Origin of the sequence: Shewanella waksmanii (assembly GCF_043643685.1) — a bacterium.
Lineage (GTDB): Bacteria > Pseudomonadota > Gammaproteobacteria > Enterobacterales > Shewanellaceae > Shewanella > Shewanella waksmanii_A.
The window spans coordinates 166,812-181,489 of record NZ_JBHZSN010000004.1 but is presented as its reverse complement, the minus strand read 5'-3'; the positions used below and the strand labels follow the sequence as shown (position 1 = coordinate 181,489).

7 protein-coding genes are annotated in these 14,678 nt (G+C 46.1%); all 7 read right to left on the bottom strand.

Annotation, left to right across the window (positions count from 1 at the left end):
- Positions 1 to 168 precede the first annotated feature (168 nt).
- Positions 169 to 2,127: an exodeoxyribonuclease V subunit alpha gene (gene recD / locus ACHUFW_RS07700; RefSeq protein WP_394201952.1), complete on the bottom strand. Its 1,959-nt coding sequence runs from the start codon at positions 2,125 to 2,127 to the stop codon at positions 169 to 171.
- Positions 2,124 to 5,834, bottom strand: coding sequence for an exodeoxyribonuclease V subunit beta (gene recB, locus ACHUFW_RS07695; RefSeq protein WP_394201951.1), 3,711 nt, complete (start codon positions 5,832 to 5,834; stop codon positions 2,124 to 2,126). The genes recD and recB overlap by 4 nt, the downstream gene beginning before the upstream one ends.
- Complete coding sequence (gene recC / locus ACHUFW_RS07690) at positions 5,831 to 9,448, bottom strand: exodeoxyribonuclease V subunit gamma (RefSeq protein ID WP_394201950.1); 3,618 nt, start codon at positions 9,446 to 9,448, stop codon at positions 5,831 to 5,833. Before recC ends, recB begins: the two co-directional genes overlap by 4 nt.
- A gap of 167 nt (positions 9,449 to 9,615) precedes the next feature.
- Positions 9,616 to 11,640 carry a transglutaminase TgpA family protein gene (locus ACHUFW_RS07685; protein WP_394201949.1) on the bottom strand — a complete coding sequence of 675 codons (2,025 nt, stop codon included), beginning with the start codon at positions 11,638 to 11,640 and terminating at the stop codon, positions 9,616 to 9,618.
- Positions 11,637 to 12,629: a DUF58 domain-containing protein gene (locus tag ACHUFW_RS07680; protein ID WP_394201947.1), complete on the bottom strand. Its 993-nt coding sequence runs from the start codon at positions 12,627 to 12,629 to the stop codon at positions 11,637 to 11,639. The genes ACHUFW_RS07685 and ACHUFW_RS07680 overlap by 4 nt, the downstream gene beginning before the upstream one ends.
- Before the next feature lie 8 nt (positions 12,630 to 12,637).
- Positions 12,638 to 13,549, bottom strand: coding sequence for an AAA family ATPase (locus ACHUFW_RS07675; RefSeq protein ID WP_394201946.1), 912 nt, complete (start codon positions 13,547 to 13,549; stop codon positions 12,638 to 12,640).
- 178 nt (positions 13,550 to 13,727) lie between these two features.
- A complete protein-coding gene (locus ACHUFW_RS07670; protein WP_394201944.1) occupies positions 13,728 to 14,483 on the bottom strand; it encodes an EAL domain-containing protein in 756 nt (251 codons plus the stop codon).
- Between the last annotated feature and the right edge of the window lie 195 nt (positions 14,484 to 14,678).

Here is a 14,678-nt window from a genome sequence, read left to right as displayed (position 1 = left end):
TGCATGAGGTGGCGACTTTTTGTTACTGATAGTGAATCAGTTTTTATTAAAACAATGAATCAAAGTAATGAATTAACTCAATGAATTAACGCAATGAATCAAAGTAATAAACCAAAGCTGTAAACCAAAGTAGCTAGCGATTGTTGTCAGTCAACATAGCTAATCCTATCACCACAGACGCATGGCTAGCCCGGAAGCACGCTTAGTGGCCTGCAAACATGCACGTTCAAACACCGCTTGACTGCCTAAACAACTAAAGTGCTGTTTTGCACGAGTGATAGCGGTGTAGATAAGCTCTTTTGACAGCAAAGTTTGCTGTGCCACACTGGGTTTAGGTGGTAGTACTAGGGCAACTTGCTCAAATTCACTGCCTTGGCTTTTATGCACTGTCATAGCAAAGCAAGTATCGTGTTTGGGTAACCGTGCAGGCAGTACTTTTAACAAACTGCCATCGGCTTGAACAAAGTGTGCCATTAACCGCTGTTGCTGATGATCTCTGTCGGCGAGTATTAAGCCAATGTCGCCGTTAAATAAACCAAGGTTGTAATCGTTGCTTTGGATGATAACCGGCCTGCCAGCATAGAACTCTTGGCTTGGTTCAATTAGCCCTGCTTGCTTTAGGGCGTTGCTGATGGTTTGGTTAATGCCTTCAACGCCATACTCTCCCACGCGCATGGCGCACAGTAGTCGGTAACGGTTATAACTGTCGATAATATCGGCCACTGAAATACTGATATCATCCATAGCGGCAGCCATTTGCTTGAGGTACTGCCCATATTGGGTGACCGCTTGAGTTTTAATGTCATTTAGGCCGGTATTAGTATCTTGGTTAAAGGTGTGCTCGAACCACTGCAACTCGTCATAGCCACGTTGCCATACGGCCAATATTGAGGCTAAGTCAGATTGATTCACCGCGCCGGCCAATTGACCAATGCCCGCATCGCCTTTAAAACGATGGCTGTGCATAAGCATACATAAGCTGTCACCCAGTTTAGGCTGCGGGTGGGTAAAATGGGTTAGCTGAGTTTCGGTCACGGTTGATAAATACTGGGCCTGCTGCTCGCTGTAACGCATTTGCCAATAGGTCGAAGCTTGGCCTTGTTGGTCGAATTGTTGATGTTTAAGTCCGGCACAAATATCGGCTAATACTGCGCCAGCTTCAACCGAGGCAAGCTGATCCTGATCGCCCAGTAATATCAGTCTGGCGTGTTCAGGTAGCGCTTGTAAAATCTTGTGCATCATCGGTAAATCAACCATTGACGCTTCATCTATCACCAGCAAATCGAGCCGTAATGGATTATCTTTGTGGTGGCGGTAGCGATGAGAGTTGGGGATCACCCCCAACAAGCGATGTAAAGTCGATGCATCTTCTGGTACCGCACTGATATTGTCTAACTCAAATAGGTGCCCAAAGCTGGCGAGCTCGGTCATCAGTCGCGCTTTTGATGCCTTAATTGACTCACTGAGTCTGGCGGCTGCTTTACCCGTAGGCGCAACCAATTTGATATTGATTTGCTGGTGCTGAGCCAACAGAAATAGCAACTTAGTCACTGTTGTGGTTTTACCGGTACCAGGCCCGCCAGTGATCACCGCCAATTGACGGTTAAAAGCAGTTGCTGTAGCAATTTTTTGCCAATCGTATTGTTGCTGATTGTCAGGGAATAACAATGCCAATTGAGTGCGTAATTGCGACGGGTTTTCCACCGCGACCGGTGTTAACGCCAGCCGGTTCAATGTATGACTCACATCGAGCTCAAATTGGTAATAGCGCTGCAGATAGAGAAACTCACCATCCAGTATTAACGGGGTTTTGGTGTTGTCTTGCGCTCGGCTGATCGCTTGGTAATTGGCTAAATGGGCACTTAACTCACTAATATCAGCAGTGATCTGGCATTGACTCCGTTGTTCTGCAAACGGATTTAATCGGTCTATGTGTGCTAGCGGTAGACAGGTATGTTGTTGTGATAACTGACGACTAAGCAAGGCACAGATTATTTCAAATAATGGGTCACTATCTTGATGTAGTGCGCGCATCTGTAGGGCAAAATGACGATCGAGTGGGGTGATTAATCGCTCTGATTGCCACTGGATTAATAACTCCTCGACAGGAGCTTGTAACTGGATCATAGTGGTAGCTCCATTTGTGGTAACCCGGGTTCGTCAACATCTGGCGCTGGTTGAGATTGCGAGCTACCCAGTTCAAACAGTTTATCAATCGCATCAATTAGGCCAAATTCGGGTTTATCGAAGAAAACACCAGCCTCAGGTTGATTAACAGACATGCCGCGTAAAAACAGATAGTAACAGCCACCGATATGTTGCTCATACTGGTAGTTGGGTATACGCAACTTCAGCCAGCGATGTAGCGCGACGGTATAGATAATGTATTGTAAATCATATCGATGCGATCTAATCGCTGCGTCAAGGTTAGGCGAATAATAATGGCCAAAGTGATTGCCTAAATGGTTAGACTTATAGTCGGCAATAAAGAACTGGCCATTATATTCAAAGGTTAAATCGATAAAGCCTTTTAACATGCCACGTAAATCGTCAAAATTGAGCTGTTCACTATAACCGTATTGTTGCAGCAATTGGTTTAGGGCTGGTGCGGTAAGCTGGGTTAGAGGTAGATAAAACTCCATCTCAACAATACGCTGTTGCTCACCAATATCAGCCAGCCTCGGGCTAACAGCGGATTTAGGGCTAATGAGCGGCGTCGCGATGATATCGTGATACCACTCAAGCAATACGGTTGACCATTGCTCGTCGATACCATAGCGCTGCATGGCAATGGGTAGCTGCTCGGCAAGTTGGCTATCTGCTTGCGTAAAATCAATCAGTTCAAGCACTAGATGCATAAAGCTACCGGCATTGGCGCCACGCTCAAAACTAAACCTGTCCAGTTGATCTGATGGTTGATCTTCAATTTGTTCAGCCTCTGGGAACTGCTCATCACCCGCGCCCACACTAATATGTTCATGGGGCAGGTGTTTGACTAAACCAGAATAGCTGCCAACTCGCCAGGGCATATCGGTTTGGTAGGTTACAGGCAAGGGGACAAATTGACTGGTTGCTACCTGAGCAGTTGCTAACACCGTGGGGGATGCAAAGGCATCACCCATGCTGAGTTCATTGACGCTGATATCTGCGCTAGCGAGTGCTTTTGCTGCTGTACTCATTTGTAGACCATCACAGCTTTTATCAACCACACCTAAAAGATAACCGATTGCGGTTTCATGCAGTTGGCTATTGATACCTGAGCGTTTGGTCATGCGGCTATGGTTGGCAATGTACAGGTAGCAGGCCAATACCGGGCGAGTTAGCGCCACATATAGCAAGCGCAGATCTTCAGCGAGGTTTTCTTGTTTATTTAGCGCCCAGCCATCATCACTTTGTTCAATGTCCCAAATCAGCTGATTATCACGGTGATACAACATCGGAGCAGGCTTTTTGCGGTTGTCTCGACTGAGGCTGACAAATGGCACAAAGCACACTGGGTATTCAAGGCCCTTACTTTTATGAATGGTGACGATTTGCACTAGGTTTTGTTCGCTTTCCAAGCGCAGTTGTGCTTCTTCGCTGCCATTGTTTTCTAGCAGTGCTTGTTCATACCAGTTGACTAAGGCGCTGATGCCATCTATTTCGGTGGACTTTTGCTGCAATAACTCGCCTAAATGGCGAAAATCGGTCAGACGTCGTTCGCCATCGGTTGTCGGCAAAATTCGTTCAATTAACTTGGTGATGTTGGCCATGCTTAATAGCGCGGGCATGACACCGCGTTTTAACCATAATTGGTGCAGTTCGTTAAATTGGGTGAGTAGGGTCTGACGAACTTCTTCATCTTGATTGAAATGATGAATGGCTTCAGCATCGTATCCCAGTAATGAGGTTGCTAAAGCACTGCGCAGTGCGCGCTCATCTTTCGGATTAGCGATAGCCACTAAAATCAACGCTAGTTCTCTGGCTTCAAGGGTGTCAAACACGCTGTCACGACTTAAAAATACTGAGCCGATATTACGCTGGCGCAGGGCATCGCCTATGACCTTGGCTTCATGACGATCGCGTACTAATACCGCAATATCTTTGGCAACTAATGGCCGCGGCTCGGCTGTTGAAGCTTGTCCATGGTAGCAATCGCCATCTTGTGCTTCATTGAGCAAGCGGGTGATCTCATCGGCAGCATCATTGGCGATATGGGCTCTTGCGGTAGTTTTGTTAAGTCCAAGTTCTTCATCTTCATGAAGAAGCCTGACTCTGAGCGCACTGGTATCACCGCTGCTGTCGGTTAAGCATTTTTTATCGGCATTGGGTGCCGATTTCACTGCATCAAAGGGGATAGATTGGCTGATAAATGGGTCTTGGTGATGGCCAAACAACTGATTTACCGCTTGCACCATCGCAGCACTTGAACGGTAGTTAGTGTCTAAGCTGTAGCGCGCCGGTGTTTGCTCGCGCGCATTGATATAGGTATGAATGTCGGCACCACGAAAAGCGTAAATAGCTTGCTTTGGATCGCCAATCATCAACAAACTCAACGCATGCGTAGCCGCTGACTCACTTGGGTGCTCAGAATCGCAACCGGCGCTATAAATGCGACTAAATATATTAAATTGCAGTGGATCGGTATCTTGGAATTCATCAATCAAGGCGACGGGAAAACGCTTGGCAATACTGGTTGCGAGACGATTTTCGCCTTGTTGGCTATCTAATGCCTCAGATAAAGTCAGCAACAAGTCATCGGGCGACATGAGATTGCGTAGTTGCTTTTCAGCATAGAAACGTTGGCTGATCCCTTGGCGAGCCGCGTACAAAAAACTTGGAATAAGCGTGTTGATATGGCCAAGTAGTGTTTCAATGTGTGCGAGTAATGGCGCATCTTGCGCGCTTGGGATCTCGCCACCTTTGTTAAGCTTGAGCTCAGATAAAGCCAGTGCTTCAAGGGTTTTACTTGGTGGCATACTCAGCTCGCCACTTCGTTGGCTATTGGCTACCCAGTTGTCCATGGAGTCCAACATGGCAGCCAGTTTAGGGTAGTTGTCGGCTTTTTTACCAAAGCGAGTGCCGTTAAGGGGCAGGGTATGCAGCAAGGCTTTTGTGCGCTCTTTTTCTCTAGGCCAGATTAACTGTAACCGACTTAAACATTGGCTTAGTTGGCTACTGGCTGTTTCAAAGCTCGCGGGCTCTGGTTTCACGCAGGCTTGATTGGCGCCAATTAACGCGCGCAGTTGTTTTCCAAGGGCATCGGGATCAGCAAAATGCTTTTGAATGACCGCGGCAATAAATTTAGGCAGTGGATAACAGGCTTCACGCCAAAAATCTCGTACCGCATGATGTAGATATTCGCCATCGTCCAAAACAAACTCTGACTCAAACAATAATGACGATTCAAAGGCCATGTCAGCCAATATACGTTGGCAAAACCCATGGATGGTATAGATGGCGGCTTCATCAAGGGATTTTAATGCTAAATCCAAACGTCTTAAGCTGTCGGCTCGTAGCTCTACATCGGTAGCATCATAAAGCTGATTGATCAGCGCATCATCCACTGGCAGGCCAATGAATCGGCGATAAGCCAGCTGTATTTTGCTGCGAATACGGTCACGTAGTTCACCGGTGGCGGCGTTGGTAAAGGTCACTACTAGAATTTGCTCACAACTGAGTGGACTTTGCAGTTGATGACCTAATAAAAGCCGTAAATAAAGCCCTGAAATAGTATAGGTTTTACCGGTTCCTGCGCTGGCTTCAATCAGGCGATTACCGCCAAAAGGTAGCGTGAGAGTGTCTAGGGTTTGCACTGATTGTTCAGTCTCTTGTGTTGAGGTTGGCTGGCTCATCCTTGCACCTCCTGCTCGCTAGCGGCTGGCGCTTCAACAAAGTCAGCCAACTCACCGAGTTTTCCTTTGTAGTACAAGCTTAGTAATGGCTGCAATAGCTGCTGCGCTGTGTCGCCAAAGCCTGATTCGTCAAAATCATCAGGAAAATGAAATAAGCGTTGTAAGTGTGGCTCGAACCCTTCACCTAAGCCGGTTTGTTCATCTTGCCACTGAAGGCTGGCTGCTTGTAATTTCTGTAGATGATCGCCTTCAGCTTCGACATAGGCAAGCGCAGTTCGGGGGGCAAATAATAGCGGCTGTGCTTGGCCGTCGATAAAGTATTGCCCCCAAACACTCAGCTGGTTGCGCGCTTGCTCGGCACTGATAGGTGCAAAGGCATGAAAGTGACCAATATCTAATAAGAAACTGTGTTTAAAGACACTTTTATTCGCAGAGCTTATATCCTCACAGCTTGGGTCATCAGTTTGGTCTGCCATTGCGCAAACACATAAGTGACGTAAGTAAACACGGATTATGTCGCGGCCATTGGCGGTTCCTGGGCGATAATTTACCAAGCCTTTTTGACTTAAATCGTCGATGCGACCGACTAAAGACATGGCGGGTGTGGTTTGTAAGGCCAAGTCGACGCTGAGGCTTTGGCAGTGCTCACCTTTTAAATAAAGCGTGCGGTCTATAAGCGGCGTTATATCATGCAGATAGCGCGCAAGTAACAGATCATCAAATGGCATTAATGGCAGATGGCCTGCTTTTTTAAGTTGCGCCAGTAAACTCGGTTCGGGGCTTAGCTCACCCCGTTCAATGGCGTTATCGATTAGGATGGACTGGATTTTATAGCGTCCTAGCGGGTTGAGCGCGAACGGCTCGTCATTATCATCTTGCTGAATCGCTAGGTTTAAATCCAATTTAAGCGCACGATTGAAAAAATACTGTGCGGGATTACGGTAAAAACGAATAAAGGCCGACAGCTCTACTTCGATTGTTTGCTGATCATCTTCACTGCCTAGTGGACCTTGTTGTTGCTGCCACACTAATGGTGTGGTGATAAACTTTGCCTTGGTGTTGGTGGCTAAATCGGTGGCAGTATCTGTAGGCAAAGTCGGGCACCACTGGGAAGAATGACTCAGTTGTACCGATGAATGAGCACCTTGCGGCGCTTGAACATCTTCTGCGGTTATATATAAACGCTCATCAAACGGTTGTAGCGGTTGGTGTTTAATCAGCCGAGTTTTTATTGCAGCTTCTATGGCATCGATATCGCTCGGGGCAACGCTATCATCATCTAGGTGAAGATATTCTGTGGGTAGATAACAAAGCTGGCAATATTCCACTAACTCAGATACCAGCATGGAGGCGATACGCTCGCTATTATCTCGTTCGCTGTGACCAATATAGCTGATATAAAGCTGTTGACGGGCGCTCAGTAGCGCTTCAAGAAACAGGTATCTGTCATCTAAACGTCGAGAACGGTCTCCTTTGCGGGGACCATGTTGAGCCACCAGATCAAAACCAACAGGATGCTGAGTACGAGGGTAAATGCCATCGTTCATCCCCAATAAACACACCAGCCTAAATGGGATAGAACGCATCGGCATCAGGGTACAAAAGTTAACGCTACCTGCAAGATAACGCTGACCAACTCGGGATTCACTTAAGGTGCGTTTAAACCAGTTTTGTACGATTTCAATCGGTAACGGACTGGTGTGGCCGGCATCATCGATCTCTTGCTCTAGTTTGGTGATAGCTTCACGAATGGTTTGTAGTTGCAGCAGTTCTTGTTCGTCGACATCGTAAAACGCCTCAAGTAAGCTCATCAGCTGCTCAACACGCTCGCCTATCATGCATTGCTGCGCCAATGCTTGCTTAACCCTGTCGATTGCTTCAATAAAATTGAGTAACTTTCCTAAAGCTTGGGCTGATTGCCCCTCAATGCCATCAAATGGCAAATTATGTTGATATATATCGCTACCATCACTAAAGCTGTAGCCTAAAATGAGGCGTTTAATGCCAAAGGCCCAAGAGTTTTGCTCAAATTCGGGTAGGGTATAGTCCACCCGGCTTTGGCCGTCTCGCCCCCAACGTACGCCTGCTTCTTCAAGCCAGCGCCGCAGTAGATCAAGCTCATCGATATCAAGGTCAAAGCGGCGCAATACGGCCGGTACTTCTAATACGCCCAATAATTCGCTGAGCGAAAAGCGGCTCTGGTTAATATTGAGTAGATGCAAAAAGCTGTTGATCAAGGGGGATTCTTGTGCGGCGCCGCGGTCGGCAATGGCATAAGGAATATAATGCTGGCCTTGTTTAGCTCCAAATACCGCATCGATGTAAGGCGCATAGCTGGCTACATCAGGCATCATGATCACGATATCTTTTGGGCGCAGTGGATCGGCATCATCACTATGGCGTGACAGCATATCGAGTAGGTGATCATGTAGGGTTTCAACTTCTCGTAACGGACTATGGCAGCTGCGCAGCGTAAATGAATCATCATCTGCTGCAAGTTCGCGCCTACCGTTAATGCTCAAGTAGAGTTTGCTGTCAGGCCCTAATGTTTCTCCGCGTGTGCTCAGCTGTAAAATATCGTCTTGTATGCCTGCCAATACACTATTGTCGCTTGGCGAGTGATAGCTTTCGAAATTGAAGTTGGTGTGCTCTTCGGGTAATTGCAGGATAAGATCCAACAATTCACGGCCCATCTTACCGTTATTGGCTAATATCGGATTACCCACTTCCAATTTTTCTTCCCAGCGTTCACTTAGCTGATATTTGTCTGCAAACGTGATGGCCATTCTGGCTCTCACTTTAGGGTCAACAATATCACCCCAATAGTGCTCACAGGGACTGAGATTAAACATCACCACATCAATGTGCTTAGCTAAGTAATAAAGTACTTCTAGGGTTTGTGGCGCCATGGAGGAGATCCCAAACACAAATAAGCGTTTAGGTAATCCTTCAAGTGACTGCTGTGGGTCGTCCAATGCTGCAAATAATGCTTGATGCAGGTTGGCTCGATGGTACTGACTTTGCCCTAGGGTGTCGCGGTTAAAGGCTATCAGTGCGCGCCAGAGAATGGGCTGCCATGATTGTGATGCAGCAAGTTTAATCACTTGGTCGTCACCTTGCTCCCAAGCGGCGATCCAATCGGGTCGGTAAACCAAATATTGGTCAAAAATATCGGCAATTTGACCGCACAGTTGATAGGATTTCAGCGCAGCTAATTGTTGGGCGCGATTTTTCTCAGCGACGCTAAGCGGATTTGTCGTGCTGGCTAAATAGTCAGCTAAAGGCGCAAATTCAGGTTTATCAATGAGCTGTGGCAGTAATTCCATCAGCTTCCATGTCATTGCGGGTTTAGTGAACGCATTTTCCTTGGGCACATCATCAAGCAATTGATGGCACAGTTGCCAAATGAAGCTTGATGGCAGAGGAAACTCAATACCAGCTGCTATACCATTGTGGGCGGCGATTTGTAATCGCAACCATGTCGACATCCCTGGACTTTGCACCAACACTTGCTCTTGCATTAATGTGGGCATCTGCGGATGCCGAGACTGCAGTGCAGCGGATAATTGTTCTGCAAGGCGTTCCATTTGGTTGGATTGGACAAGGTATAGCATGGTTTTCCTTAATGGAATGGGCGACGTTCTTTGCCCTCAGTATTATGATAATCGTGCTTTAACCTATTGTATGGGTTTAGGTTATGAAGTCTATTGCCAAACTAATAATTCTTATGTTGATACTGGTGCTTTAATACTCGAATAAACCGACTATGGCGCTTTTAGCATCAGCTACTAATGGTTTTGTGTTTCACAATGGCCACCTTCAGTAGCCGATGTTGTTTTTTAAGCCGCTGGCTTAACCGACGGTGCGCGTTTACCGATAGTGGTTTGTACTTCAGCGCGGTGTAGGTTTCATTAAACTGACTAATTGGCTCTGCAAGTCCTGGCATCACGGTGGCGATACGTTGTAAGTAATGGCTGGGTGCTTCACCTGTTTGCCGAGCAAACCCATACTTTTCGAGCATTTTACAGGTTTGCAAGTAACGCTGGCTGATAGGGTCTTGGCTGCGTTTTAGGTTAATTAGGCCAATATTATAGGCAATGATAAGGCCGGTTATGGCGGTCACAGCAAGAATGAACAGCGCTAATTTCAATGGGGTGATATTACCAAGTAAATCCTTTAGCAGTTGTTGCTGCTTTGTATTATCAAAGCCAAGCACCCATTTACTCCAGTAGTAATCAATACTGGCAAGCGACATTCTTAGGTTATCTAATAACGGGAATGCGCGAAGCCTTAGTGGTGTGAAAGGGCTATCTAACAAATAACTTTCTTGTGGATTAAAAAAGGCATCAAATCCATCTTCTACTCGCTCTGGGGCGATCATTGCCGTGGGATCAACGCGCACCCAGCCCTTATCTTCAAACCAGACTTCAACCCAAGCATGGGCCATATATTGATAGACACTCACATAACCGGCACTGCGGTTGTATTCGCCGCCTTGATAGCCGGTGACCATACGGGCTGGAATTCCGCTTGTGCGAGCCATAAAGGTCAGCGCACTGGCATAGTGAACGCAAAACCCTGCTTTGTTTTCCAGTAGAAAGTCATCGATTTGCTGCGGCCCCACTGGCGGTGGAGTCAAGGTGTAGAAATATTGCTGCTGATTGAACATGGTCATCATGGCATCAATACGTTCAATCGGATCTGGGTAATCAGCTTTAAACGTTAATGCCAGTTGTTTGGTTCTAGGGTTGCTGTCCTCGGGTAAGGTTAGGTTACTGCGTCTCACGGGTTTTGGCAGTAGTGGGTCCATTATCGCATTAGCATAACTGCGCACCGTATACTGAAATCTTTGATCCACCGATTGGAAATTATATAAGCGATAATCTGGCATGTTGATGATTTGGCTATTGTCGCTATAGGCCACATCTAAGCCATAAAGCCAATGCTGTTTGCTGGGCTCAGCAATAATATCGTAGCTTATGTAATCTCCCTCAGGGACTTGACGAAAGTTGCTGCCCAAAATTGGCGCGCTTTGTAATGACTGAATACTGCTATCTTGAGTCCAAGTTTTGCCATCATAGTTTTCCAGTACAATGGCTCGCCAGTATAGTTCAGCGTTGACAGGTCTTGAGCCAGTAAATGTGGCTCGAAATGCCAGTTTAGCAGAGCGGGTGAGGGACTCAATATTGCCAAAGGACACTTCATCAGACAGTCCAGTGGTTGCGCTGTTGATTTTAGGCACCATCCAAATGGGGGGCAGCCGCGGCAACACGATAAATAGCAATATTGCCACCGGTATACTTTGTAAAATGATTTTAAAGCCAAGGGCTGTGGCTGGTTTAACCGATTCACTGCTGCGATAGAGGCTAACTAATACAGCGGTGTTTATCGCAGTCACAAAGGTTAAATGCAGGGCAAACCATAAGCTTTGTTTTTCAACAAAGGTCATCGCAATTAAAAAGTAACCGGCTAACACCACAGTCCTGACATCTCGCCGCTGTCGCATTTCAATAAACTTTAATGCATAGCCTAAGGTGAGTAGATTAATCAGTGTGTCTAACATACCAATCTGGCTACTGACTAAGATTAATGTTGATGCAGAGCCTAACGCTAACACTGTGACTAAGTATTTAGGAGGTTTAGCAACTCGGCCTAAATAGATCCCTAATTGCCATAAAAAACAGATGGTGCATATCCCCAAGCTCCATGGTGTCATTTCGCCATACAATGGACTTAATACTGCGATATTGACGATGAGCAGTAATAATTGGCTATTACGTGTGATCAGCTCCTGTTGCTGCTTCATAGCGGCTCCCTTGCACTTGCTTGTCCATAAAGCGCTATGGCCGTTAGGCATTGGAGACGATGCTGCTCACCATTATTGGGTGAAATTATCTGCTGGTTTAACTTGATACCAAATGTTTGCTGTTTGCGGCTGAGTTGATCAACACACCAGGTCAGTTCACTTAACTGCGTTTCCAGATCTATCGGGCTGTTAATTGCTAATGTCAGCCACAGCGGTGCCCCCTGAGGTTGCTGAAACTCTTTAGTTAACATTCCTTTGCCTTGGGCCCATTGTTTCCATGCAACTTGGCGAAGAGACTCTCCCACCACGTATTCTCTAAGGCCGTGGTATTCATCGACGCCGATGACTGATTTACCTTGGTGATGATGGCTTTCATCGTTGGCATCATCCAGTGCTTGTAGGGCTGCGGTAGAGGTTTTGGGTTGAGCAAATACCACTTGCTGGTTATCTAAATCTAAATGGGACCAAGTGCGACATAGCCCGAGGGGGTAGCGAGAGCTGACTTTTAAGCGTCCTGGGTGCACATAACCTCGTTTAGTATTGGCTAGCGGCACTAAAGTCTGGCTTGGGGTGTGATTGACTTCGGCTAAAGTTACTGTGGCGTTGTTGGGGAAATTAATTTGCACATCACACTGTTGATATTTAGCTGATACTTCAATGGCATATAGCAAGGTATCACCTGCATAATGTTGTGGACTGGGTTTAGCCACAAATTGAATTCCAGCCAAATTACGGTAGCTGTAAATGATGCAGGTATTAAATACACTCAATAATAAAAACGCTAAAGCAATAATAAGGTTGTTTTGATAGTTAGTACCGAAAACAAACAGCAGTACTACCAGCATTAACCAAATTACCCCAAAACCCGTAGGCAAGATAAAGATACTTTTATGGGCGAGGGTAATTGATTTTGACGGTGGTAAGCGCCGTGCTAACCACTGGCTAAACCACTGGCGAGTGCGCTGATGTTGACCCAATGATATTGCCATATCAATGACTACAAAATAGGATTGACGTTGTCGAGCAAGGTTTGCGACAAAGCTTGTCCTTGCTGCTGGCTGGTATGGCGAATTCGGTGCTCAGCAACCGCGGCAAATACCGCCTGTACATCTTCGGGTACCGCATAGGTGCGCCCCTCAATGTAGGCCCACGCTTTGGTGGCTTGTAATAGCGCTTTACTGGCTCGTGGTGAGAGCCCGTATCCTTCATCTAAATTTCTTGATGCTTCGATTAACGCCAAAATGTAATTGAGTAAGGCGTCGGATACAGAAATGTCATCAACCTGCTGCTGCATCTCTTTTAAGGCAAGCGGAGTGACACATTGGGGTAAGTCTTGGCTTGATTGGCTGGCGGCATTGGCCCTTAACATGGCAAATTCCGCTTCCTTACTGGGGTAGCCAATGGAGATCCGCATCATAAAGCGATCGAGTTGTGACTCTGGAAGTGGGAAGGTGCCTGATTGTTCAACCGGGTTTTGGGTTGCAATCACAAAAAAAGGCGTGGGTAAATAATGGGTAATGCCATCTACGGTGATCTGCTGCTCAGCCATGGCTTCAAGTAAGGCTGATTGGGTTTTCGGGCTGGCGCGATTGATTTCATCACTGAGCACCATTTGTTTGAATATTGGCCCTGGATGGAACACAAACTCTGATTGTGTCTTGTCAAAAATAGATACGCCTAAAATATCGGCAGGCAACATATCACTGGTAAATTGGATCCGTTGATAACTTAAGCCAAAGCTTTGGGCTAAGCCATGGGACAGACTGGTTTTACCCATGCCGGGAAGGTCTTCAATCAGTAAATGGCCTTTGGCGAGAATGCAACTGACAGCGAGCTTTATTTGCTCTGGTTTGCCGATAAGCACAGTGGCGAGTTGGTTAAAAAGCGTGGTTAATGCTGATTGAGTCATCCATGTTCCTATAGTTAACTAGCGAAAAAGCTAAATTCATGTTGGCGAGTGCGCTTATGGGTATTACAAAGGCGTGGGTGTCTGCAACCCAATATAGTGTGTCCTAGGTAATAGGCAGGCTCGCTAAAACTAGTATTTTTACTATGCGACAGATTATCTAAATGATCCAGAGAATAATTTAGGTTACCGAGCACAGGGGCAAATGGTGTGCTGGTGATAAGTTTTGCGTCAGGATCTGTTTAAGCGACACCGTTTTATGCGGTTTGATAAACCAAGATTTAAATAGAAAACCTTGCACTAAATCAACACCTAAATCGTGAGCAATATTAAGCTGGCTCTTAGTTTCTACACCTTCTAACACGGCGAGTTTATTACACGCTTTAGCATAATTTAGTAAGGCGATAAACAGTTGTTTTTGTTCCGCTTGGTCTAGCAGTTGCAGCCAGCTAATATCGAATTTTAAACAGTCAACAGAACTGAGCAACTGCAAAGATAACATGGAGTGGGGCGCACCTATGTCGTCCAGTGCCACCTTAATGTGATGTTTTTTTAATTGCTTAACCAATTTTTCAGAGCGCTGGGCGTCGCTAATACAGGTGTTTTCGATGATCTCCACGGTAATATTGTCACGGCAATTAAGTAGATCTAGCATGGCTCCGGTTTTATCAGCATCTAACGCGTGGGGGTCAATGTTAAGAAACAGCGGAAGTTGATGATTGCTTTGATCTATTTGCAGTAGTTTGGCGTGGTATTCGACCACCGCGAGTTGTTCATCTTGGCTATGTAACTGTTCAAATACTTGATTGGGGGGCGTGGGTACAGCTTGGTGGGTGTAAAATCGTGATAAAGCTTCATATCCGGCTACTTGTTGAGTTGTCGCATTTACCAGTGGCTGGTATTCACATCCCATGTTTAGTGACAAAAGATTTAGCATTGAGTCGGTATTATCTAAATGTTATTGAGAACTATTAACATTTATAGCAGGTTATCCCTGATTATGACACTTTTCTTTTAAATTATTGTTTAACCGAACAAAATCTGACCTCGTTAAGAGAGTAATGTCATAAGATATATCGCAATACGCGGCCTTTTTAGGCCGCAGTACAGAATATCTCCACGCCAGGCAGAC

Bases quoted from the DNA above. Each gene is read 5' to 3' on its own strand.
- ACHUFW_RS07670 (WP_394201944.1), bottom strand. From the start codon at position 14,483: ATGCTAAATCTTTTGTCACTAAACATGGGATGTGAATACCAGCCACTG.
- recD (WP_394201952.1), bottom strand. From the start codon at position 2,127: ATGATCCAGTTACAAGCTCCTGTCGAGGAGTTATTAATCCAGTGGCAA.
- ACHUFW_RS07675 (WP_394201946.1), bottom strand. From the start codon at position 13,549: ATGACTCAATCAGCATTAACCACGCTTTTTAACCAACTCGCCACTGTG.
- recC (WP_394201950.1), bottom strand. From the start codon at position 9,448: ATGCTATACCTTGTCCAATCCAACCAAATGGAACGCCTTGCAGAACAA.
- ACHUFW_RS07680 (WP_394201947.1), bottom strand. From the start codon at position 12,629: ATGGCAATATCATTGGGTCAACATCAGCGCACTCGCCAGTGGTTTAGC.
- ACHUFW_RS07685 (WP_394201949.1), bottom strand. From the start codon at position 11,640: ATGAAGCAGCAACAGGAGCTGATCACACGTAATAGCCAATTATTACTG.
- recB (WP_394201951.1), bottom strand. From the start codon at position 5,834: ATGAGCCAGCCAACCTCAACACAAGAGACTGAACAATCAGTGCAAACC.